The 22,486-nt window shown below is 73.4% G+C and carries 20 protein-coding genes, 5 tRNA genes and 2 pseudogenes; 9 read left to right on the top strand and 18 right to left on the bottom strand.

What is annotated here, in order from left to right:
• Positions 1-71: 71 nt before the first annotated feature.
• The 7 genes and pseudogenes from BUS84_RS32250 to BUS84_RS32225 form a co-directional block, all read right to left on the bottom strand.
• Complete coding sequence (locus tag BUS84_RS32250) at positions 72-881, bottom strand: endonuclease/exonuclease/phosphatase family protein (RefSeq protein ID WP_074318168.1); 810 nt, start codon at positions 879-881, stop codon at positions 72-74.
• An 8-nt stretch (positions 882-889) separates the two neighbouring features.
• Positions 890-2,380, bottom strand: coding sequence for a phosphatase PAP2 family protein (locus BUS84_RS32245; protein WP_074318167.1), 1,491 nt, complete (start codon positions 2,378-2,380; stop codon positions 890-892).
• Positions 2,381-2,461: 81 nt separating this feature from the next.
• Positions 2,462-3,463: a YihY/virulence factor BrkB family protein gene (locus tag BUS84_RS32240; RefSeq protein ID WP_074318166.1), complete on the bottom strand. Its 1,002-nt coding sequence runs from the start codon at positions 3,461-3,463 to the stop codon at positions 2,462-2,464.
• Positions 3,456-4,460: a diacylglycerol/lipid kinase family protein gene (locus tag BUS84_RS32235; protein WP_074319267.1), complete on the bottom strand. Its 1,005-nt coding sequence runs from the start codon at positions 4,458-4,460 to the stop codon at positions 3,456-3,458. Before BUS84_RS32235 ends, BUS84_RS32240 begins: the two co-directional genes overlap by 8 nt.
• Before the next feature lie 123 nt (positions 4,461-4,583).
• A pseudogene (locus BUS84_RS41445) lies at positions 4,584-4,790 on the bottom strand (Clp protease N-terminal domain-containing protein); the annotation flags it as partial.
• A 177-nt stretch (positions 4,791-4,967) separates the two neighbouring features.
• Positions 4,968-5,162, bottom strand: a pseudogene (locus BUS84_RS41440) (Clp protease N-terminal domain-containing protein); the annotation flags it as partial.
• Complete coding sequence (locus BUS84_RS32225) at positions 5,162-5,398, bottom strand: HTH domain-containing protein (protein WP_074318164.1); 237 nt, start codon at positions 5,396-5,398, stop codon at positions 5,162-5,164. The gene BUS84_RS32225 and the pseudogene BUS84_RS41440, both read right to left, overlap by 1 nt.
• A 168-nt stretch (positions 5,399-5,566) precedes the next feature.
• Between BUS84_RS32225 and BUS84_RS32220 the strand changes: the two genes are divergently transcribed.
• From BUS84_RS32220 to BUS84_RS32200, 5 genes are all read left to right on the top strand, one after another.
• Positions 5,567-6,427 carry a universal stress protein gene (locus BUS84_RS32220; protein WP_074318163.1) on the top strand — a complete coding sequence of 287 codons (861 nt, stop codon included), beginning with the start codon at positions 5,567-5,569 and terminating at the stop codon, positions 6,425-6,427.
• Between the two features lie 72 nt (positions 6,428-6,499).
• The gene (locus BUS84_RS32215; protein WP_074318162.1) at positions 6,500-8,893 is read left to right on the top strand and encodes a phosphoketolase family protein; all 2,394 of its coding nucleotides are present in this window, start codon (positions 6,500-6,502) and stop codon (positions 8,891-8,893) included.
• Positions 8,894-8,903: 10 nt separating this feature from the next.
• On the top strand, positions 8,904-9,761 hold the full coding sequence (locus BUS84_RS32210; protein ID WP_074318161.1) for a universal stress protein: 858 nt from the start codon (positions 8,904-8,906) through the stop codon (positions 9,759-9,761).
• A gap of 140 nt (positions 9,762-9,901) precedes the next feature.
• On the top strand, positions 9,902-10,891 hold the full coding sequence (locus BUS84_RS32205) for an Acg family FMN-binding oxidoreductase (protein ID WP_074318160.1): 990 nt from the start codon (positions 9,902-9,904) through the stop codon (positions 10,889-10,891).
• Positions 10,892-10,985: 94 nt separating this feature from the next.
• Entirely contained in the window at positions 10,986-12,662 is a 1,677-nt protein-coding gene (locus BUS84_RS32200; RefSeq protein ID WP_143728675.1) for a sensor histidine kinase, read from the top strand.
• 15 nt (positions 12,663-12,677) lie between these two features.
• Here BUS84_RS32200 and BUS84_RS32195 read toward each other — a convergent pair whose 3' ends face one another.
• The gene (locus BUS84_RS32195) at positions 12,678-13,316 is read right to left on the bottom strand and encodes a response regulator (RefSeq protein ID WP_074318158.1); all 639 of its coding nucleotides are present in this window, start codon (positions 13,314-13,316) and stop codon (positions 12,678-12,680) included.
• Between the two features lie 213 nt (positions 13,317-13,529).
• Here BUS84_RS32195 and BUS84_RS32190 point away from each other — a divergent pair, with 213 nt between their 5' ends.
• A complete protein-coding gene (locus BUS84_RS32190; RefSeq protein WP_074318157.1) occupies positions 13,530-14,504 on the top strand; it encodes an Acg family FMN-binding oxidoreductase in 975 nt (324 codons plus the stop codon).
• A 32-nt stretch (positions 14,505-14,536) separates the two neighbouring features.
• Here BUS84_RS32190 and BUS84_RS32185 read toward each other — a convergent pair whose 3' ends face one another.
• On the bottom strand, positions 14,537-15,526 hold the full coding sequence (locus tag BUS84_RS32185) for an NAD-dependent epimerase/dehydratase family protein (RefSeq protein WP_074318156.1): 990 nt from the start codon (positions 15,524-15,526) through the stop codon (positions 14,537-14,539).
• Between the two features lie 204 nt (positions 15,527-15,730).
• Here BUS84_RS32185 and BUS84_RS32180 point away from each other — a divergent pair, with 204 nt between their 5' ends.
• Positions 15,731-16,453: a VOC family protein gene (locus BUS84_RS32180; protein WP_074318155.1), complete on the top strand. Its 723-nt coding sequence runs from the start codon at positions 15,731-15,733 to the stop codon at positions 16,451-16,453.
• Positions 16,454-16,553: 100 nt separating this feature from the next.
• On the opposite strand, the gene BUS84_RS32175 is transcribed toward BUS84_RS32180, so the two are convergent.
• A tRNA-Val gene (locus tag BUS84_RS32175) sits at positions 16,554-16,628 on the bottom strand.
• 47 nt (positions 16,629-16,675) lie between these two features.
• A tRNA-Gly gene (locus tag BUS84_RS32170) sits at positions 16,676-16,748 on the bottom strand.
• A gap of 147 nt (positions 16,749-16,895) precedes the next feature.
• Between BUS84_RS32170 and BUS84_RS32165 the strand changes: the two genes are divergently transcribed.
• Entirely contained in the window at positions 16,896-17,141 is a 246-nt protein-coding gene (locus tag BUS84_RS32165) for a DUF6458 family protein (protein ID WP_074318154.1), read from the top strand.
• A 127-nt stretch (positions 17,142-17,268) separates the two neighbouring features.
• Here BUS84_RS32165 and BUS84_RS32160 read toward each other — a convergent pair whose 3' ends face one another.
• Complete coding sequence (locus BUS84_RS32160; RefSeq protein ID WP_074318153.1) at positions 17,269-18,084, bottom strand: isocitrate lyase/PEP mutase family protein; 816 nt, start codon at positions 18,082-18,084, stop codon at positions 17,269-17,271.
• 70 nt (positions 18,085-18,154) lie between these two features.
• Here BUS84_RS32160 and BUS84_RS32155 point away from each other — a divergent pair, with 70 nt between their 5' ends.
• Positions 18,155-19,135, top strand: coding sequence for an ArsR/SmtB family transcription factor (locus BUS84_RS32155; protein ID WP_074318152.1), 981 nt, complete (start codon positions 18,155-18,157; stop codon positions 19,133-19,135).
• Between the two features lie 55 nt (positions 19,136-19,190).
• On the opposite strand, the gene BUS84_RS32150 is transcribed toward BUS84_RS32155, so the two are convergent.
• The 6 genes from BUS84_RS32150 to BUS84_RS32125 all read right to left on the bottom strand — a co-directional run bounded on the left by BUS84_RS32150 (position 19,191) and on the right by BUS84_RS32125 (position 22,445).
• Complete coding sequence (locus BUS84_RS32150; RefSeq protein WP_074318151.1) at positions 19,191-20,147, bottom strand: NADP-dependent oxidoreductase; 957 nt, start codon at positions 20,145-20,147, stop codon at positions 19,191-19,193.
• Between the two features lie 54 nt (positions 20,148-20,201).
• A complete protein-coding gene (locus BUS84_RS32145; protein ID WP_074318150.1) occupies positions 20,202-21,302 on the bottom strand; it encodes a Gfo/Idh/MocA family protein in 1,101 nt (366 codons plus the stop codon).
• A 60-nt stretch (positions 21,303-21,362) separates the two neighbouring features.
• On the bottom strand, positions 21,363-21,944 hold the full coding sequence (locus tag BUS84_RS32140) for a TetR/AcrR family transcriptional regulator (RefSeq protein ID WP_074318149.1): 582 nt from the start codon (positions 21,942-21,944) through the stop codon (positions 21,363-21,365).
• A gap of 234 nt (positions 21,945-22,178) precedes the next feature.
• Positions 22,179-22,253: transfer RNA gene (locus tag BUS84_RS32135), tRNA-Val, on the bottom strand.
• A gap of 14 nt (positions 22,254-22,267) precedes the next feature.
• A tRNA-Cys gene (locus tag BUS84_RS32130) sits at positions 22,268-22,338 on the bottom strand.
• A 34-nt stretch (positions 22,339-22,372) separates the two neighbouring features.
• Positions 22,373-22,445, bottom strand: a tRNA-Gly gene (locus BUS84_RS32125).
• Positions 22,446-22,486: the final 41 nt, after the last annotated feature.

Raw genomic sequence — 22,486 nt, 5'->3', positions numbered from 1 at the left:
CGTCCTGCTCAACCTGGTCCTCTGACCCCGCCCGTAGCCGTGCGTCGCGGGCCGGGACGCACGGGCCCGGCTCAGGCCGGGTCGAGGTCCAGTTCGGCGACGACGGGGTAGTGGTCGGAGGCGGTCTCGGCGTCCCCGTCGCGGATTACCCGGACGGACCGGGTCCGCTCGGCCAGCGCGGTAGAGCCGAACAGGTAGTCCAGCCGCATCCCGGCGAACTCCGCCCCGCCGAACCGGGTGGGCACGGTGAGGCCGTCCGCCTCCAAGGCTCCGGCGGCGCACGAGAGCCAGAGGTCGACCAGACCGGCGGCCAGCAGCCGGCCGACGGCGCGGGTGTCCACGCCGCCGCCGGCGCGCCGCAGGTGGCGCCGCCGGTAGAGGGCGGGCATCCCGGCCAGGCGCGCGGTGTGGTCGACGGTCGGGTCGAGCGAGTTCAGGTCACCGGTGACCAGCGTCAGCGGTCCCCGCGCGCGTCGCACCGCGGCCACCAGCCAGTCGACCTCCATCCGACGCCGTCCCCCGGAGTACGGATGAAGGTGGGTGCCGAGCACGGTCAGCGGGCCGGCCGAGGTCGCCACCACGACGCGGGCGGCGCCGTGGTGGAACGGCCGGCGCAGCGCCCCCGCGGAGACGACCCGCAGCGGCGCCCGGACCAGCACCGCCACCGGCTGCCCGAAGCAGGACCGGGCCAGGTGCGGTGTCATCCCCACCCGACCCGCGACCTCGGCCATGAGTCCGTCGCGGTCGAAGCCGCGCAGCTCCTGCAGGGCCAGCACGTCCGGCGCCTGCGCGGTGACGACCCGGACCACCGGATCCAGCCGGTCGGGACCGCCCCGGTCCCGGCCGCCGGTACGGATGTTCCAGGTCATCACTCGCAGCACGGCGGCGCTCAGTCGGCCCGGCCGGCCCGGGCCAGTTCGTCGTCGAGGGTGCCCACGTCCTCCGACTCGATGCTCGGCCGGTTCCCTTCCCGCACGTCGGCGTTCGGCCGAATGACCAGGTAGAGCAGCCCGATCCAGAGCGCGGAGAGCAGGATCGCGCCCATGAAGTCGGTCGGGTGGTGCATCCCCCGGTACATCCGGGAGGTGGCCACCCCGATCGGCATGATCACTGCCAGCGCCACGAAGACCCAGCGCCACCAGCGGTCGGTGCGCGGCAGCACGATGACGGCGATGGCCAGCCAGACGCAGATGGTCGCCGCGATGTGCCCGGACGGGAAGGAGGAGGTTGGCATCTGGCCGTCCAGGTTCTCCACCGCCGGGCGTGGCCGGTCGACCGCCCGGGCGGAGGCGAGGAAGAGGGTCAGCTCGCCGACCATCGCCAGCGCCACGAAGAGCACCGGCCGCCACCGCCGCCACACCGCCAGCACCAGCGGACAGAACACCAGCGAGATCAGCAGGATCGCGTGCGTGTCCCCGAACTTGCTCCACCACCAGCTCACCTCGGTCAGCACCTCGTTGTGCCGGTCGGCGAACCAGCGCGGCACCTCGGTGTCGAGGGTGTCGAAGAAGGTGCCTTTGGCGTGGTAGCTGACGTACATGCCGAAGCCGTACAGCGCCCCGAAGACCAGCACCCATCCGACCAGCAGCTCGGCCACCGCCGAGCGGGGGTGGGCCAGCACGTGCTCCTCCGCGGGGGCGGGGGCGATGTCGTGCCCGGCCTCCGGCTCCAGGCCCTCGGTCAGCGTGGGCACCGGCCGGCCCCGCTCGCGCCGCCACAGCCGGAACGCGTACGCGGTGACGCCCAGCCAGGCGGCGCCGAGCAGCCAGCCGGCCAGCACGTCGGAGATGAAGTGCACGCCCAGCGCGATCCGGGTCAGCCCGACCAGCGCCACCAGCACGGCCACACCGGCGATCGCCGGCTTACGCCAGCGTGGGGCCATCGCCGGCAGGAACACCAGCAGCAGCGCCCCGTACGCGACGAACGAGCCGAGCGCGTGCCCGCTCGGGAAGCTGTTGCCCGGCGCGCTGGCGATCGGCACGTCCACCACCGGGCGGAGCCGACCGACCAGCGACTTCAGGGACGGGTCGAGGATCAGGCCACCGACCCCGGTGATGATCAGATAGACGGCCAGCCGTGGCTGCCGCCGGATCAGCAACCCGACCACGGCGATGGTGACCAGCCAGATGAGGATCGGCCGGCCGCCCAGGTCGGTCACCGCCTGGAGCACGGTGACCAGCGCGTGGTGCGGGGCGACGAGACCGTTGAACCACTCGGCGACCGCGTGGTCGGCGTCCTGCAACGGGCTCCACCGCACCCGGACGAGCAACAACAGCAGCCCGAAGGCCACCCCGGCGCCGGTGACGGCCACCAGACCGGCGATGCTCCGCTCGGCGAAATGCCCGATCGGACGCCGCGCCACCTCTTTGACCGCGGTCACCCCGCACCTCCCTTGTCCACTGGCGAGGCGCTTTACCCGATCGGCGCCGTGCGTACACGCGAGGGCCGCGCGGGGGGCGGTTTACAGGGCGGTCATGTCCCCGGTGTCGAACAGCTCGGCTCGGTCGGCCTCGGGCTCCCACAGGTCCGGTTGGGCCGGCTCCTGCACACCGATGCGCAGCGCCTCCAGCTGGGCGGCGAAGGCCAGCCCGCCGAAGAGCGCCATGCCGGTGAGGTTGGCCCAGAGCAGCAGCGCCATCATCCCGGTCAGCGCGCCGTAGGTCTGCCCGAAGCCGTCGCTGAACCGCACGTACGCGGCGAGCAGCAGGCTGGCGAGCCACCACAGCGCGGTGGCGATGCCGGCGCCGAAGAACAGCCAGGACAGGCCGGGTTGCCGGCGGCGCGGCGCGCGCCGGAACAGCACCGCCACGGCGAGCACGGTCAGCGCGAGGCTCAGCGGGAAGCGGACCACGGTCCAGATGCCGTCGGCGATCTCACCCCACTCGTAGTGCTCCCGCACCGAGTCGCCCATCGCGCCGCCGCCCACAAGGATCAGGAAGCCGGCGAGCGCGGGCAGGCCGGCGGTGACGGCCAGCACGGCGGCGCGGAGGTACTTCCACAGCGCCGGGCGGTCCCGCTCCACGCCGTAGATCCGGTTGGCACCCCGTTCGATCTGGGCCATGGTGGTGGTCAGCGCGACCAGCCCGGTGAGCAGACCGAGGGTGAGCGCCAACTCGCCGGCGTCCTCGACGCGTTCACCCTCGCCGAGCAGCTCGGCCACCACCTGCTCGCTCTGGCCGGGGGTCAGCGCCAGCACGGTGTCGGCGACCACCCGGCCGCCCTCCTCGACGCCCAGCTCGCTGATCAGGCCGGTGAGGGCGATCAGGAACGGCACCACCGCCAGGCAGAGTTGCAGCGCGAAGGCCCGCGAGTGGCTGAACCCGTCGCCGTAGCGGAACCGGATGAAGGCGTCCCGCAGCAGGTGCCAGCCGCCCTGGCGACGCAGAGTGCGCCAGGCGTCGTCGGCGGAGAGCTCCTCGTCGGCCATCAGCCGGGTCTCCGGCACGATCCGGGTGCTACTCACGGCGCGCTTCCTCGATCAGCTGCTCGCCCCGCTCTCCGGCCTTCTGCGCGTCCACGGCCAGGTCGGGGGCTTCCTCGGGCTGTGGCACGCAGAGCCAGAGCGCCTGCGGACGCACCACCGCCCGCAGCTGCCGGCCCGGCGAGATGAGGTCGCCGTCCAGCTCCCGGGGCTGGGCCCGGTTGCTGGTGACCACCACGCGCCGGGCGCGGAACACCTCCATCTGCGGCACCCGGCCGTTGCGGCGGATCACCGCCCAGCCGAGCGCGAGCCAGTGCCGCAGGTTGCGCGGGGTGAGCACCGCGATGTCGAGCCAGCCGTCGTCCGGCTCGGCCTCGGTGAGCAGCCGTACGCCGCCCTGGAGCCGGCCGACGTTGGCGATCAGCACCGAGCGGGCCCGGCGGCGCACCGGTGGCCGGTCGTCGATGCGGATCTGCACCCGCATCGGCCGGTCCCGCAGGTGCCGGGCGGCGCCCATCACGTACGCCGGCCAGCCGATGCGGGCCTTGGTGGTCTCGGAGGTGGCGGCGAGCATCTGGGCGTCGAAGCCCATTCCGGCCATCACCGTGAAGTACCGGTCCTCGACGGCGCCAACGTCGAGGAGCCGCCGGCCGCGTTCGATGGCGACCTGGAGCCCGGCGGCCATGTCGGTGGAGAGACCCAGGTTGGCGGCGAGCAGGTTGCCGGTGCCCTGGGGCAGCACGGCCAACGCCACGTCGGTGCCGACCAGGCCGCTGACGCAGGACATCACCGTGCCGTCGCCGCCGCAGGCGAAGACCAGATCGACGCCGGCCTTGACGGCCTGCTCGGTCTGGCCGCGGCCCGGGTCGTCGACGGTGGTTTCGAACCACTGGGGCTCGGGCCAGCCGGCGGCGGCCAGGGCGTCGTTCACGGTGCGGCGCAGGTCGTCGAGATCGGCGACCTTCACCGGGTTGACCACGACGGCGGAGCGCAGCCCACCGTCGCCGCCCGAGGGTCGCCTGTCCTGTCCAGCATCCACGGGGCCAGTGTGCAGCACCCGGGGGGCTTCAGCGAGCCCGCGAGCGGCCGGCGTCGGAAGTGCCACAGACAGGTTTCAAGCCGACCGTCACCGATTCACCGCGGCGCACCTGTCAACGCGTCGTCAGGCCGCCGTCCGCAGCGCGCTCTCCACCCGTCGGCGCAGGTCGTCGAGGTCGGCCCCGGCCTCTGTGAGCACCAGGGCGCCCAGCCCCTGCCCCTCGCGGAGCACCCCGAGCAGGATGTGTTCGGTGCCGATGTGGTGGTGGCGCAGGCGCACCGCCTCCCGTAGCGACAACTCGAGCGCCTTCTTCGAGCGGGGTGAGAAGGGCCCGCCCAGGAACCGCCGTCGGCCCCAGCGGCGGCGCGGTTCCGGCACGGCCTCGCGCAGGGCGTCCGGGCCGAAGGACTCCTCGATGCGGGCCACGATCGCGGCCAGGTCGATGCCGATTTCCCGCAGTGCCGCCGCGTCGGCGTCACCGAGGCCGGCGCCACCGCTGGCGGTGTGCCGGCGGATTCGCTCACGCAGGTCGTCGGCGCGTACGCCGGCGTCGGCCAGCACCCGGCTGGCCAGACCCGCCTCGTCGGCCGTCAGGGCGAGCAGCAGGTGCTCGGTGCCGACCGGGCGCTGGCCCTCGGCCCGCGCCTCCTCCAGCGCCCGCCGCACGACCGTGCGCGCCCGGTCGGTGAACCGTTCGAACATCACGCCTCCCAGGATTGATTGACCGCCGGCCGCCCGGCGTGCTTCTTGTGGACCGCCTGCCGGCTGACTTCGAGCGCGTCGGCGATCTCCTGCCAGGACCAGCCCTGTCGACGGGCGTTGTCCACCTGGACCACCTCGAGCCGCTCGAGCAGCCGGCGCAGCGCGCGGACGGCGCGTAGCCCGACCCGGGGGTCGGTGCTGCCGGCTGCCGCCGCGAGTTCCGTCGCCTGACTCATGCCGTCAACATACGTTGACAGTGCCGCTCGTGTCAACCATCGTTGACGAGCCGCCGCCATCACGTCCGGCGGCGCTGCCCGATCCGGCCCGCCATCGTTACCACCCGACTACCCTCGGTCAGGGACAGCGTGGTCGTGCCGGGCGCGACGCCCGGGAGGTGATGTCGGATGGCTACATCCGCCGATGCAGCGGTGCTGGTTGGCCTCGGCTCGGACCACGACCTCCCGGTCGTCACCCAGGCCGCGCAGGAGGCCTCCGCGCACGGCCGGCCACTGCACCTGCTGCACACCTTCGACTGGCACGCGGCCTTCTCCGCGGACACCGTCGCCGCACCCCGGGACCACGCCGAGGATCTGATCACGCGGGGCGCGCAACTGGCCCACGGGATCGAGCCGGGGCTGACCGTCCGCGGGGAGATCGTCGAGGGCGGCATGTTGCCCATCCTGATCCGTCGATCGGAAGCGGCCTTCCTGCTCGCGGTCGGCGACAGCGGGATGGCCGGCAGCGGCAAGTGCATCCCGTCCGACACGTCCGCCGTGCAGCTGGCCGCGCGGGCCGGCTGCCCGCTGCTGGTGGTCCGCCAGGAGCAGCCGCCGCCGGGCCCGGTGCTGGTCGGGGTGGACGGATCGCCCAGCTCGACCCTCGCTCTGGAGTGGGCCTTCGAGTGCGCGGCCCGGCGCTGCACCCGGCTGCTGGCGCTGCGGGTGGTGGAGCCCGACGAGGACACCGACATGGTCACCGACCAACTCACCGAGGTCGTGACCCGGTTCTCCACCCGTCGGACGGACGTGGAGACCGAGTGCCGCGTCATCCGTGGCGATCCCGGCCAGGTGCTGGTGGACGTGTCCCGCTCGGCGCAAGTCGCGCTGGTCGCCGCCCGGGGCGACGAACCGGGCCGCGCGATGCTGGGGGCGGTCGCCCAGTCCATGCTCTACCACTCCCCGGCCCCCGTGATCGTCGTCCGAGGGCTGGCCGAGGCCCCGCTCACCGGGCCCGACGCCCACCCGAACCGGGACCAACGGCCCTGACCTCGGGGCGCAGGCGACGGCGAGGCTGGACGTCGGATGCCCCACTCCCCGATCCGCGAGAGGCACAGCATCATGGACACCGCACTCGATCCGAACCGGTCGATCACCGACGACGAGCTGCGCCGCCTGCACGCCTACTGGCGCGCCGCGAACTACCTCACCGTCGGGCAGATCTACCTGCTCGACAACCCGCTGCTGCGGGAGCCACTGACCCCCGACGACATCAAGCCGCGGCTGCTCGGCCACTGGGGCACCAGCCCCGGGCTCAACCTGATCTACGCCCACCTCAACCGGGTGATCGTGGCACGCGACCTGAACGCCATGTTCGTCACGGGCCCCGGGCACGGCGGGCCGGCCATCGTGGCCAACACCTGGCTGGAGGGCACCTGGTCGGAGCGCTACCACGACGTGTCGCGCGACGAGGCAGGGATGGCCCGACTGTTCCGCCAGTTCTCCTTCCCCGGCGGCATCCCCAGCCATGTGGCGGCGGAGGTGCCGGGTTCGATCCACGAGGGCGGCGAGCTGGGGTACGCGCTGAGCCACGCCTACGGCGCCGCCTTCGACCACCCGGACCTGGTGGTGGCCTGCGTGATCGGCGACGGCGAGGCCGAGACCGGGCCGCTGGCCGGCAGCTGGCTCTCCAACGTCTTCCTCAACCCGGCCCGCGACGGCGCGGTGCTGCCCATCCTGCACCTCAACGGCTACAAGATCGCCAGTCCGACCGTGCTCGCCCGGATCCCCGAGGCGGACCTGCTCGGCCTCCTGCGCGGCTCCGGCTACCAGCCGTACGTGGTGGCCGGTGACGACCCGGCCCAGGTGCACCGCACCCTCGCCGCGACGCTGGACCGGGCACTGGACGAGCTCGCCGCGATCCAGCGGAGGGCCCGCTCCGGCGGCGTCGTCGAGCGTCCCCGCTGGCCGATGATCATCCTGCAGACGCCGAAGGGCTGGACCGGCCCCCGCGACGTCGACGGCAAGCAGGTGGAGGGCACCTATCGCGCCCACCAGGTGCCGCTGTCACAGGTACGCGACAACCCGGCGCACCTGGCCGAGCTGGAGCACTGGCTGCGCAGCTACCGGCCGGAGGAGCTGTTCGACGCGACCGGCGCGCCGGTGGACGAGCTGCGGACACTGCCGCCGCGCGGCGACCGGCGGATGAGCGCCAACCCGGTCACCAACGGCGGCGTGGTGCTTCGCGACCTGGCCCTGCCCGACTTCCGCGAGTACGGCGTGGAGGTCCCGCACCCGGGCGAGCCGATGGCCGGCGCGACCGGGGCGCTCGGCCCGTGGATCCGGGACGTCATCGCCGCCAACCCGCAGACGTTCCGGCTGTTCGGCCCGGACGAGGTCGCCTCCAACCGGCTGGACGCCGCCTTCGAGGTGACCGACCGGGCCTGGGTGGCGGCCACGGTGCCGGGCGATGAGCACCTCTCCCCCGACGGCCGGGTGATGGAGGTGCTCTCCGAGCACCTGTGCCAGGGCTGGCTGGAGGGCTACCTGCTGACCGGCCGGCACGGCTTGTTCACCAGCTACGAGGCATTCATCCACATCGTCGACTCGATGCTCAACCAGCACGCCAAGTGGTTGAAGGTGACCCGGGCCATCCCCTGGCGGCAGCCGCTCGCCTCGCTGAACTATCTGCTCTCCAGCCACGTCTGGCGGCAGGACCACAACGGCTTCTCCCACCAGGACCCGGGCTTCATCGACCACGTGGTCAACAAGAAGGCCGAGGTGGTCCGAATCTACCTGCCGCCGGACGCCAACACCCTGCTCGCCACGATGGACCACTGCCTGCGCAGCCGGCACTACATCAACGTGGTGGTGGCCGGCAAGCAGCCGGCACCGAACTGGCTGACGATGACCGAGGCGATCCAGCACACCCGGCGTGGCCTGGGCATCTGGGAGTGGGCCAGCAACGACGGCGGCACCGAGCCGGACGTGGTGCTCGCCTGCTGCGGAGACGTGCCCACCCTGGAGACGCTGGCCGCCGCTGAGCTGCTGCGCCAGCATCTCCCGGAGCTGAAGGTGCGACTCGTCAACGTGGTGGACCTGATGCGGCTCCAGCCGGACACCGAGCACCCGCACGGCCTGACCGACAGAGAGTTCGACACCATCTTCACCGAGGACCGCCAGATCATCTTCGCGTACCACGGCTATCCGTGGCTGATCCACCGGCTCACCTACCGCCGTACGAACCACGAGAACCTGCACGTGCGCGGCTACAAGGAGGAGGGCACCACCACCACCCCGTTCGACATGGTGATGCTCAACGACCTGGACCGCTTCCACCTGGTCATCGACGTCATCGACCGCGTGCCCGGGCTGGCCGCCCGCGCCGCGCACCTGCGCCAACAGATGGTCGACGCCCGGCAGTCGGCCCGCGACTACACCCGCCGGTACGGCCAGGACGACCCGCAGGTCGCCGAGTGGCGCTGGGTCCGCGAAACCGACCCGACCAACCGCTGAGGAGGGCGACGTGCGTGACGCGGAGATCCTGGTCGGCTACGACGGCTCGACCGACGCCTCGGTGGCCCTGGACTGGGCGCTGGACGAGGCCGAGCAGAGCGGCCAGCCGGTGCGGCTGGCGTACGTCTTCGAATGGCTGACCGTGGCCGGCTGGGTCGGCCCGGGCGTGGCACCCGGCGTCTGGCCGGACGACACCGCCCGGCGGCAGGTGCAGGAACTGGTCCGGGAGGCGGCGGCGCAGGCCGCCGCCGCGCATCCCGGGCTCGCCGTCACCGGCGAGGTGTACGACGGCCCGCCCGCCCTGGTGTTGCAGGAACGCTCGGCCGAGGCCGGCCTGCTGGTGCTCGGCAGCCGCGGCCACGGCGGGTTCGGTGGGCTGCTCGCCGGATCGACGGCGGTGGCGGTCGCCGCGCACGGGCACTGCCCGGTCGTGGTGGTCCGGGACGGGGCTGCCGGCGCACCGGCCGACGCGTCGGGCGGACCGGTGGCGGTCGGCGTGGACGGCTCCGAGCCGTCGCTGGTGGCGCTCGGCTTCGCCGCCGAACGGGCGGCCCGGCGGCAGGTGCCCCTGCGCGTCCTGCGGGCCTGGACGCCCGGCCCGGGCGCGGCGGCCGGAGTCCCGGAGGAGCGTGCGGCGGTGGAGGAGACGCTGGAGCCGTGGCGGCGGACGTACCCCGAACTGGCCGTGACCGTCGACCTGGTCCCGGGCAGCCCGGCGGCCATGCTGATCGAGGCGAGCCGCGACGCGCGGCTCGTGGTGGTCGGGAGCCGGGGCCGGGGCGGGCTTGCCGGCATGCTGCTGGGCTCGGTCAGCCAGCAGCTGATCCAGCACTCCCACTGCCCGGTCGCGGTCGTCCGGGAACGCTGACCTCGGGGGCCAACGACCCGACCTGCCCGGGACCTACGGCCCCTGCGCACCGCCGTCGGATGCCGCAGGATGGAGCGGTGAGCCACCCCGAGCGCCGCCGCCCCGCGGCACGGACGGGCAGAGACGGAGAGGTCGTGACGATGAGTCAGGAAGCCCAGCTGACCACCGCGCTGGCGGAGGCCGCCGCAACCGCCGGCCACGCCCCCTCGGTGCACAACACCCAGCCGTGGCGCTGGCACGTGCTGCCCGACGCGTTGGAGCTGCGCATGGTCCGCGACCGCCAGCTCGCGGCCACCGACCCGGAGGGCCGGCTGCTCGCCGTCAGCTGCGGCGCGGCGCTGCACCACGCCCGGCTGGCGCTGGCCGCCGAGGGATGGCGCGCGGTGGTGGAGCGGCTGCCCGATCCGCGCGACACCGAGCTGCTGGCCCGGCTGACCACCCTGGACCGGGCGGAGGCCGACCCGGACGCCATGCGGATGGTGCAGTGCATGCAGATCCGGCACACCGTCCGACGGCCCGTCAGCGACGAACCGGTGCCCACCGCCGCGATCGGGGAGATCACCCGAGCGGTCACCGCTGAGGGCGGCCGGCTGCAGATCCTCGACCGCGACCAGGTGCTGGAGCTGGCCGCCACGGCCGCGCACGCCGACACGGTCGAGGCCGAGGATCCGGCGCTGCGCGCCGAGCTGGCGTACTGGACCAGCCGAGCCGGCACCGGCACCGGGCTGCCGCCGGAGGTGCTGCCCGAGCAGCGACCGCAGACCACCGTGCCGGCCCGCGACTTCGGCCGCCCCGGCAGCCTGCCGGTCGGCGGCGGCCACGACCACGCGGCGGTGTACGCGCTGCTGCACGGCGACGAGGACGAACCGGACAGCTGGCTGCGCGCCGGCGAGGCGCTCTCCGCCGGCTGGCTGACCGCCACGCGGCTCGGCGTGTCGGTGGTGCCGCTCAGCGCGGTGGTGGAGGTGCCGGGCACCCGGCAGACCCTGCGTCAGCTGCTCGCCGGCCTCGGCTTCCCGTACCTCGTGCTGCGGTTGGGGATCGCGGACCCGGCACACGCGGGCCCGCCGCCCACCCCGCGGCTGACCACCGAGCAGGTGGTCGACACCTCCGCGGTCCGCGGGGGCTGACGGGTCTGGGCACCACGGTCACCGGCGATACCATCGCGCGGTGACCAGCACCCCGCAGCCCCGCAAGGAACCCCAGGCGGCCCCGTCGCTCGGGCTGAGCCCGCTGTCCCGGGTCCACCTCGACGAGCTGCTCCAGGAGATGCTGGACCGGGTCGGCGAGGTGGTCGCCAGCCGGGAGCGGCTGCGCGCCCTGCTCGACGCGGTCGTCGGCATCGGCACCAACCTGGATCTGCGCACCACCCTGCAACGCATCGTGCAGGCCGCCTGCGAGCTGGTCGGCGCCCGGTACGGGGCGCTGGGCGTGGTCGGCCCGGACCGGCTGCTGTACGACTTCATCGTGCACGGCATCACTCCCGAGCAGCACGCGCAGATCGGCGACCTGCCGCACGGGCGGGGCGTGCTCGGCCTGCTCATCGACGACCCCCGGCCGCTGCGGATGCCGGACATCACCCAGCACCCCCGCTCCTACGGCTTCCCGGCCAACCACCCGCCCATGCACAGCTTCCTGGGCGTGCCGGTGCGCATCCGGGAGCAGGTGTTCGGCAACCTCTACCTCGCTGAGAAGCAGGGCGGTGCGCAGTTCACCGAGGACGACGAGGAGATCGTGGTCGCGCTCGCCGCCGCGGCCGGCGTGGCCATCGAGAACGCCCGCCTGTACGCCCTGGCGCACCGGCGGGAACGCTGGCTGGCCGCGACCGCCGAGATCACCACGGTGCTGCTCGGCGAGGTCCGCCGCACCGACGCGTTGGCGCTGGTCGCCCGCCGCGCCCGGGAGGTCGCCGAAGCCGAACTGGCGCTGGTGCTGCTCTACGACACCGACACCGAGCAGTTCACCGTCGAGGTGGTCGACGGCGCCGACGAGCAGGCCCGCGCGCTGGTCGGCACGGTCCTACCGGCCGCCGACACAAGCTTCGGAGCGGCGATCGCCGAGGGCCGGCACGACCAGGTGGACAACCTCGCGCACGCGGCCCCGTGGCCGGCGCTGCTGCACACCGGGCCGGCGGTGATCTCACCGCTGGCCACCGCGGAGACCCTGCACGGCGTGCTGGTGGTGGCACACGTGCCGGAACGTGGTGGCGGCGCCAGCGATGACGACGTGGCTCTGCTGGGCAGCTTCGCCGGGCAGGCCGCGTTGGCCATGGAACGGGCCCGCGGCCAGGAGGAGCGGGAGCTGCTGGTGGTCCTGGAGGACCGCGAGCGGATCGCCCGCGACCTGCACGACGTGGTGATCCAGCGGCTCTTCGCCACCGGCCTGCAACTACAGAGCGCCGCGCCGATGATGACCCGCCCGGAGGTGGCCAAGCGGATCAACGCCGCCGTCGACGATCTGGACGCGACCATCCGGGACATCCGCCGGACCATCTTCGAGCTGCGTACGCCGATGACCGCGGCTCTGCGTACCGAGATCCGCGAGGCGATCGAGGTGGCCGCCGAGTCGTTGGGCCACAAACCCCGCCTGGAGCTGACCGGGCCGGTGGACAGCGCCGTCCCGGACGCGGTCCGCCCCGACCTCACCGCCGTGCTACGCGAGGGGCTGTCCAACGCGGTCCGCCACGCGCAGGCCACCCAGGTCACCGTTGCCGTACGCGTCGACGCCGGCCACGTCACCGTCACGGTCACCGACGACGGGGTGGGCTGCGACCCGGCCGCCGCCCGGGGTGGCCTGGTCAACCTGCGCGAGCGCGCCGAACGTCACGGCGGCACCTTCACGATCCGCCCGGTCGAGCCGCACGGCACCGAGGTGAGCTGGTCCGTGCCGCTGCGCGACTGACCGGGGCGGACCGGCTCAGGGGGTCTTGCCGAGCAGGCGGGTGGCCAGGACGGCCGCCTGGGTGCGGCGCTCCAGGCCGAGCTTGGCCAGCACACTGGAGACGTAGTTCTTCACCGTCTTCTCGGCCAGGAACATCTTTCCGGCGATCTCCCGGTTGGTCAGCCCCTCCGCCACGTACTCCAGGATCCGCCGCTCCTGCTCGGTGAGCGACTTCAGCTCGCGCGGCTGCTCGACGCCGTTGCGGATGCGCTCCAGCACCCGGGCGGTGATCGCCGGATCGAGCAGCGACTGCCCGGCGGCCACCCGGCGCACCGCGTCGACCAGGTCGGTGCCACGGATCTGCTTGAGCACGTACCCGGAGGCACCGGCCATGATCGCCGCGAACAGCGCCTCGTCGTCCTCGTACGAGGTGAGGATCAGGCCCTTGATGGACGAGTCGACGGCGCGTACGTCCCGGCACACGTCGATGCCGTTGCCGTCGGGCAGCCGCGCGTCGAGGATCGCCACGTCGGGCCGTAACGCCGGAATGCGGCGGGCCGCCTCCAGCGCCGAGCCGGACTCGCCGACCACCTCGATGTCGCCGCTGCTCTGCAACAGGTCGGCCAGGCCACGGCGGACGACCTCATGGTCGTCGAGGAGGAACACCCGGATCATTCCTCGTTTCTACCCGGGCCCGGCGTCCTGCGCACGGGCCGAAGGTCCCGACCAGGGCGGTCCGAGGTCCGGTGGTCGGCCCGCCACCCGGGGGCGGTCGGGCCCGACGGGTCGGGACGTCCGGCCCTGCCCGGCACCCACCCGACGGACGGACCGTAGGGGTAACTCGGACGTCGGGCATCACCGGCCGCCCACCGGGAGAGGAGCACGGCCATGGACATCGGCTACACATCGGCCCACCTGCGGACCGCCGCCGTGGACGCGGTTCGGGCACCCTCCCTGCACAACACCCAGCCATGGCGGTTGCGGCTGCGCGGCGGCGGGATCGAGGTGCTGGCCGACCCGGCCCGGCGACTGCCGGCGACCGACCCGAGCGGGTGGGGTGTCCGCATCGCCTGCGGCGCGGCGCTGTTCAACCTGCGGATCGCGCTGGCCGTGGCCGGCATCCCGGCCCGGGTGCGGCTCCGCCCCGACCCGGCCGAGCCGGACCTGCTGGCCCGCCTGGTCCCGGACGTCCCGCGCCGGCCCACGCCCGGCGAACAGAGCCTGCACGCCGCTATCCCCCGCCGGTTCAGCAACCGGATGCCGTTCTGGCCGAACCCGGTGCCGGCCGACGCACGGTGGCGGCTCGGCGAGGCGGCCCGCGCCGAGCAGTGCTGGCTGGAGCTGTTGATCGGGGTGAGCGCGGTCGCCGCGTTCGGCGAGATCGCCCGTGGCGCGCACCGGGTGCTGGAGCGCGACCCCGCCTACCGGTCGGAACGCGAGCGGTGGCTGCGCCAGGAGCCCGCGCCGGACGGCGTGCCCGCCTCGGCCGGCGGCCCGCTGAGCGAGCCGCAGGACGTGCTGCCGGCGCGCGGCTTCGGCGGGCGCGAACGGGCCCCGGGGCGCGACTTCGAGCCGGAGCCGCTGGTCGGGGTGCTCGGCTCGGTGGGCAACACCGCCGTGGACCAGGTCGTCGCCGGGCAGGCCCTGCAACGGGTGCTGCTCACCGCCACCGACGCCGGGCTCAGCGTGTCGATGCTCTCCCAACCGATCGAGGTACCCACCGCGCGCGAGCAGCTGCGGCTGTCGCTGGGCCGGTTCGGCACGCCGCAGATGGTGCTGCGGATCGGGTACGGCCAGCCGGGCCGGCCAACTCCGCGCCGCGCCGTCGACGAGGTGCTGGACCTGCCGGTGGTGCCGGCCTGAGCTGGCACCACCGCGCCGATCGACGAGCCCGTTCACGCGGTGAGCAGCGCCGCCTCCCGCGCCGGGTCCAGCCCCGTGAACCGGCGCGGCTTGCCGGCGCGGGGCGGCACCGATCCCACCGCCCGCAGCCAGCGCCAGGTGTCCGCGACGGTCTCCGTCACCGGGCGGCATGTCAGCCCCGCCGCGTACGCCTTCTCCACGCCGCGCTCCTGCAACCACCGGAACTCGTGACGGGGCGGAATCCAGATCGGCAGGTCGTTCCAGGGGACGACGCCGGCGGCCAGGATCGGCGCCGGATCGGTCCAGCGCAGCGTGGCGCCGGAGCCGGTCACCGAGACGACCGAGTCCAGCAGCTCACCCATGGTGGTGTGCCCCGGGCGGCTGATCACGTTGAACGCGCCGCCGACCCCCTCGGCGGCGCGGTCCAGCGTCCACCCGACCAGGTCGCGCACGTCGACGTACTGCACGGGCAGATCCACCGGGCCGGGCGCGAGCACGTCACCGCCCCGGGCCACCCGCTGCAGCCACCAGGGCAGCCGGCCGACGTCCTCACCCGGCCCGAGGATCAACCCGGCGCGCACCAGCAGCGCCCGCTCGCCGTAGACCTCGATCGCGGCCAACTCTCCGCCCGCCTTGCACTCCGCGTAGTCCCCGTCCACGGCGTCGGCGCTCGCCTCCACAGTGGGCGCCTCCTCGCCGACGTGCGCCGGCACCGGCGGGGCGTAGACCGATCCGCTGGAGATGTAGGCGTAGTGCGGGACCGTGGCGACCAACGCGCGGGCCGCGTCCCGCACCGCCCGCGGGGCGCTGTCCCAGGTGTCGACCACCAGGTCCCACTCGCCGCCCGCCAGCGCCGCCAGGCCGTCCGGCGCGGTGCGGTCACCCCGCAACCGGTGTACGCCCGGCGGCGTCGACCCGTGCATGCCCCGGTTGAACACCGTCACCGACCAGCCCCTGCGTACCGCCTCGGCGACCGTCGCCCCGCCCACGAACCCCGTCCCGCCCAGCACCAGCAGTCTCATGCGGTCCACCCTGCCGGGTCGTGGCGGCGGGCGGCGCCCGTGTTCACCGGTAGCGGATCTCCCCACAGCAGAACCGCGCTCCGACGGCGCCCGGTCAAGGTGCGTGCTGTCCAAACCTGGGTGCGGGTGACGTCGGCTCACCCTTAGGCTCCCGTTCCACGGGCTGGCAAGGCCTGTCGTCAGCGGATCGGAGATGAGCAAGGGATGACCTGCCAACTGTTCGCGATCAGCTTCGACGCGAGCCAACCTCTGGGTCTCGCACGGTTCTGGTCCGGGGTCCTCGGTCGGGACATCGTCGATGATCCGCAGGACGGTGTCGCGCTCCTGCCCGGTGATGACGCCGGGTTCCGGATCCGCTTCCTTCCGACCCGGGAGCGGAAGGTCGGCCAGAACCGGTCGCACTTCGACCTGACGAGCACGTCCCCGCAGGACCAGCAGCGGACGGTGGCCAGGGCGCTGGGGCTCGGCGCACGGCACATCGACGTCGGCCAGCGCCCGGACGAGGATCATGTGGTGCTCGCCGACCCCGAGGGCAACGAGTTCTGCGTCATCGAGCCGGGCAACAACTTCCTGGCCGACTGCGGGTTCATCGGAGCGCTGGCCTGTGACGGTTCGCCGGACGTCGGGTACTTCTGGAGCGAGGCGCTGGGGTGGCCGCTGGTCTGGGATCAGGATCAGGAGACCGCGATCCGCTCACCACTCGGCGGTCCGAAGATCACGTGGGGTGGTCCGCCGCTGATGCCGAGGACGGGCAAGCAGCGACTGCACTTCGACCTCGCCCCGCCTGTCCACGGTGATCAGCAGGCCGAGGTCGAGCGTCTGCTGACCCTCGGGGCTACCCGCGTCGACATCGGCCAGGGCGACGTCAGCTGGGTGGTGCTGGCCGACCCCGATGGCAACGAGTTCTGTGTGTTGACGCCCCGGTAGCGCGGCCAGGGTCCGTCGGGGTGGATCCACGGCAGCGAGCCCACGTGGCCCAAGTGCGGAACGGCTCGTCACCGGGATTCCGGTAACGAGCCGTTTTCGTTGGTGGGCGATACTGGGTTTGAACCAGTGACCTCTTCCGTGTCAAGGAAGCGCGCTCCCACTGCGCCAATCGCCCGTGGTGGCTGCCCGAACCGGCAGCCGGGCCCCGAGGGGCGGATCGCGAGCGGACGACGGGATTCGAACCCGCGACCCTCACCTTGGCAAGGTGATGCGCTACCAGCTGCGCTACGTCCGCACGTCCCCGGTGTGCGCCGGCGACAGGTGAACTCTACCTGACCGCAAGATCGCCCGAAGCGCCACCCTGGGCGGCGGTGGTTGCGCTGGTCGGCGCCGGGGTACTGAAGGGCTCGACAGCGCACCACATCCCCTTAAGGAGGCTGTCGTGGGTATCGGCACCAGCATCTTCCTGATCGCGCTCGGCGCGATCCTCACCTTCGCGCTGGACGCGAGCGTCGGCGGCATCAACCTCGACGTGGTCGGCTGGATCCTGATGGCGGCCGGTGTGCTCGGCCTGATCATGACCACGCTGATCTGGGGTCGTCGTCGCGGCGAGGTGGTCACCACCAGCGAGCAGCCGGTCGAGTACCGCCGGGTCGAAGAGCGGCGGGACATCGCCCCGCCGCTGTGACACGACCACTGTTCGTAGTCGCCGGATCAGGCGACCATGGGCCGGCCTCCTCGAGCGAGGTGGCCGGCCCGTCGCCGCCCCGCCGCAGGAGGCGCGCCGGCCTCCCAGCGCCGCGCGGCCTCGCCGGTCACCGCATCAGCGCGTTGAGCGTTCCGTAGTCGAGCGCGTCCGCCAGCGCGCCGTACGTGCCCGCGCCGAGAGCCTCGTCCGCCGCCCGGCGGGCGACCGCGTACGCGGCCTCCGCGACCGACGAGCCGAGGCTCACCCGGGCCACCCCCAGCCGGGCCAGCTCCCCCACCGCCGGCGCACCCGGGCCGGCGAGCACGTTCAGCGGCGCCGGCACCGCCTGCACCAGCGCGCGGATGGTCACCGGGTCCACCACCCCGGGCACGAAGATGCCGTCCGCGCCGGCGGCGAGATAGGCGGTGGCCCGGGCCACGGTCTCTTCGACGTCCCCAGCGCCGCTGAGGAACGTGTCGATCCGGGCGTTGACGTAGAGCGGCAGCCCCGCCGCGTCGGCCACGCCCCGCACCGCGCCGATCCGGGCGCACTGGTCGGGCACGTCGCGCAACGGCGGGCCGGCCGCACGCCGGGCGTCCTCGACGTTCACGCCGACGGCACCCGCATCGAGCACGGCGCGGGTGGTCACGCCTACCTCCGCCGGCGTCGCCCCGTACCCGGACTCGATGTCCGCGGTGACCGGCAGTGACACCAAGGCGGTGACCCGGCGGACCAGGTCGACGGCCGCGTCGCGGCCGAGGACGTCGCCGTCGGATGCCCCCAGGCTCCAGGCGACGCCGGCACTGGTGGTGGCCACCGCGCGGGCGCCGGCGGCCGCCACGATGCGGGCGCTCGCGGCGTCCCAGGCGTTGACCAGGACCAGCGGCGACCCGGGTGTGTGCAGGGATCGGAACAGTTCAGCTCGGGTGTGGTGTTCGCTCACCCGGCAAGTCTCGGCCGGCCCCCACCCCGGCGGTAATGTTTCAGTCCCAGCTGAATCCACCGGGGGTGCCGTGGTCGCCATCAGCCTGTCGGCGGGTGCGGTCGCCCGCATCCGGTTCGCCGTCTCCTGCCTGTGGGAGGTCGTCGCGAGCGTCCGGGTGCTGCGCGACCCCGGGGACCACGCCGTCCACCTGCCCTGGGTACGCCGGGTCCGCCCGCCGCTGGTCGAGGCCGGGTTGGTCGACCCGGACGGCGGACTCCTCTGGCAGTTGGTGCCGGCGCGGCCCGGCTACATGGCCGACTTCGTCACCCCGCCGCCCGCCGGCCTCATCCCGGACCTGGCCGCCGAACTGGCCGCCCTGCGCGACACCCCGGCCGACACCGTCCGCGCGCACCTGGACCTGTACCCGGGCGACCGCACGCCGGCGCTCGCCGCCCTGTACGCCGACCCGCCGGCCGGGCTGCGCCGGCTGACCGAGGAGATCGAGGCGTACTGGCGGATCGCCCTGGCCCCGCACTGGCCGCGTCTACGGCTGCTGCTCGACGCCGACATCACCGCCCGCGCCCGCCTGCTCGCCGAGGACGGCGCGGCGGTGCTCCTCAACGACCTGCACCGGCAGGTCCGATGGGAGGACGACACCCTGCTCGTCGCGCAGCGGCACTGCCTCGCCCCGGACGTCGCGGACGGCCCGGGCCTGGTGCTGGTGCCGTCGGTCTTCGTCTGGCCGTCGGTGGCGAGCGTGTCCGCCGGGGACGCGCCGCAGCTCGCCTATCCCGCCCGCGGGCTCGGCACGCTCTGGGAGCGCCCGAGCGGCGTCCCGGACGCGCTGGCCGCCGTACTCGGTCACGGGCGTGCCCGGCTGCTCACCGAGCTGACCGGGCCGGTGAGCACCACCGAACTGGCCCGGCGTAGTGGGATGTCGCCCGGCGGCGTCTCCCAACATCTCACCGCGTTACGCGCGGCCGGCCTGGTGGCGACCCACCGGCGAGGCCGGACGGTGCTCAGCGCCCGCACCGACCTCGCCGAGGCGCTGCTCTCCGCGACCGGGTAGGCCACGCCGTTTGCGGGTGGGGCCGGACGTCGTGCTCCGGGTGCCGCTGGCGGCGTCAGAACTCGATGACCAGCCGGCCGCGCACCCCGCCCGCCTCGAGGAGCCGGTGCGCCCGGGACGCCTCCTCCGGCGGAAACCGGCCGGCGACACGGAGGGTCAGGGCACCCTCCTCGGCGAGCCGCCGAAGCAGGTCGAGTTTGTCCCGGCGCCCGTCGTAGTCGTGCACGAACGCCGGCACCAGGGTGACGTCCGGGCGGGCGGCCCGGGCCAGCTCCGCCGGGTCCGGCGCGCCGCGCAGCAGCGCCACGGCGCCGCCGTCGCGCACCGCCGGCAGCAGCTCGGGGCCGATCACCGCGGCGTCGACAGCGGCGTCCACGCCGTCCGGAGCGTGCTCGCGGAAGCGGTCGGCGACCCCGGGACCGCGGGCCACCGGCACGTCAGCGCCGAGCGCGGAGACCAGGTCGGCGTCACCGGGCGCCGCGTCGGCCAGCACCCGGTGACCGGCGGCCCTGCCGAGCTGTACGGCGTACCCGCCGACGGCGCCGGCCGCACCGGTGACCGCCAGGGTGCTGCCGGGCGGGAGCCGCAGCAAGTCCAGGGCGCGCAGGGCGGTGAGCCCGTTCATCGGCAGGGTGGCCGCCTCGGCCGCCGACGAGCCGGCCGGCGCGGGCACCACCCAGTACTCCGGGAGCACCACCCACTCGGCGTAGCCGCCGCCGGCCGGACGGGTCGGATTGATCATGGCCATCACCAGGTCACCCGGGGCGAGCGCGCCGCTGGTGTCCGGACCGACCTCGTCGACGATGCCGGCGATGTCCAGGCCGGGAAGGAGCGGGCCGGTGTCGGGGAGCCGGACCATCGTCGCGCCCGCCCGGATCAGCGTGTCCGCCGGGTTGACCGCGGCCGCGCGTACCCTGATGCGGACCTCGCCGGGCCCGGCGTGCGGTGTCGGGAGATCGACCACCCGCAGCACGTCCGGCCCGCCGTAGCGCAGCAGTCCCACAGCTCTCATCTCGACTCCTCGTCGCGCGGGGGCGGCGGCGCCACGCGCCCCGCTCGGGAAGGATCAGGCCAGGATCTGGGTCGTGCCGGTGCCGGACGCCCGCTCGATCGCGTCGATCAGCCGGTGCCGGCCGAGCGCGTGCGCGAAGTCGGGAACGGTCCGAGTGCCGTCGGCCAGGTCCCAGGCGAGCTGCCGGTAGAGCCGCGCGACACTGCCCGCGGCGGAACGGCTGACCTCGGCCGGAACGCCGTCCAGGTAGGACGCCGGCACCTCCAACGGCTTGACCGCGCCATCCGTGCCTCGGCCGCCGGCCAGGGCCAGCTCCGCGACCTGCATGTTGCCCCAGCCTGCGGTCAGCACCAGGTCACCGTCGGTGCCGTTGATCTCCCACCGGAAGTTGTCCCCGCGGGACACGCCACCCCGGTAGAAGATGGACGCGGCCGCACCGCCGGAGAGGGTGCCGATCACCGCGACCTGGTCGGGCACGGTGACCGGCACGCTGGTGCCGTCCGTGGTGATCGTCGCCTGCTTCCGCCCGACGACGAGGTTCGCGGCCACCGAGTCGAACTCGCCGAGCACGGTGTGCAGCGGGTCGAGAGCGTGCAGGGTGGCTGAGGTGAGCGGGGTCGCGCCGTTGGCGTTGTCGAACCAGTACGCCTGGCCGGGGTCGGCAACCTCGCCACCCCAGACCATCCCGGAGCCGACCATGGTGGTGCCGAGCACCCTGCCCAGGTACCCGTCCCGGATCAGGTCCCGGGCGTACCGGACCTCGGGGGCGTAGCGGCCCTGGAGGCCGACCACGGTGCGGACTTCGGCCTTCGCCGCCTGGTCGGCCAACTGCTGGGCCTCGGCCAGGCCGTTGCCCAGCGGCCACTCGCTGTAGACCATCTTGCCCGCGTTCAGAGCGGCGGAGATGAGCTTGAAGTGCTCGGTGACCTTCACCGACACGACGACGAGGTCGACGCCGGGGTGGGCGATCAGGTCACGGTGGTCGTGGTACGCGGGCACCCCGTACGTCGCCGCCGCGACCTCGGCGCTGCTGGGGCGGGACGTGCTGACCGCGCGTAGCGCGAACTCGGGTGTCGCGGCGATGGCGGGCACGTGCGCGACGGAGGCCCACCCGCTGGTGCTCGCGCCGATGATGCCGACTCCGGTCGGGGGCATGGCTGTATCTCCTCGGAACATGATCGGGATTGGTGGTGAACCGGCTGCCCTGTGCGGCAGTCAGCTCAGGCAGCTGAGCGCGACCTCGGCGGAGCGCATCAACGTGGCTCGGTCCGGGTTGATGGCACCCATCACCCGCAGGCCCTGGAGGCTGGTCACCAGGAAGCTGGCCAGATCGCTCGCGCTGCGGTCGGTCGAAATCTGACCCCGCAGCTGTCCCTCGGCGAGCAGGTCGTAGAGCGCCAGCTCCAGGGACTGGGTGGTCGAGCGGAGGCGCTCGGCGACCCGCAGGTCGTGGTGCGCCCGCTCCATCGACGCGCCGACGATCAGGCAGGCGAGACGCTGGCCATCGCCGGCGATGTCGTCCACCACGCCGACGAACACCTCACGGATGACCTCGCGGGCGTCGTTGCCCGAGCGCAGCATCTCGACCAGTGGTGCGGCGTAGCGCTGCCGGTAGAGGTCGAGCGCGGCCAGGTAGAGGCCGTCCTTGCTGCCGAACGCCGCGTAGATCGAGCCGCTGCCGAGGCCGGTCGCCTCGGCGAGGTCCCGGATGGAGGCGCCTTCGTAGCCCTTGCGCCGGAACACGTCCATGGCGGCGTCCACTGCGGCGTCGAGGTCGAACTCACGAGTACGTGCCATGCCCTCACGCTAACAGCTATCTGGAACGATCGACAAAGTATTGCGGTGCCAATACGGCCGACAACCATCGCAGAGTGCCCGCTTAGCGATGGTTTGATTACTCGTGCGAACCGCTTCAACCGCTTGGAGTGACCACGGTTACTTTAACGGCCGTTCCACATCACCGGGCGCCCCGGATACAGAAAAGCTCGCTACCAGGACTCGGTAGCGAGCTGTCTGACCTGCTCATCGAACTGGTGGGCGATACTGGGTTTGAACCAGTGACCTCTTCCGTGTCAAGGAAGCGCGCTCCCACTGCGCCAATCGCCCGTGCCTTGTTGCTGAGGTGGGGACGGGATTTGAACCCGCGTACACGGCTTTGCAGGCCGTTGCCTCGCCTCTCGGCCACCCCACCGAGGTTGCCCCCGTCGTACGTGGCGGCAGCTCCGAGCGGACGACGGGATTCGAACCCGCGACCCTCACCTTGGCAAGGTGATGCGCTACCAGCTGCGCTACGTCCGCACGCCCCCGGCGTTCCCGGGTGACGGATGAGAACTTTAGCC

It is taken from the genome of Micromonospora cremea, assembly GCF_900143515.1.
GTDB lineage: Bacteria > Actinomycetota > Actinomycetes > Mycobacteriales > Micromonosporaceae > Micromonospora > Micromonospora cremea.
Note: the sequence above shows the minus strand (reverse complement) of the source record. Positions and strands in the feature narration are given on the sequence as shown.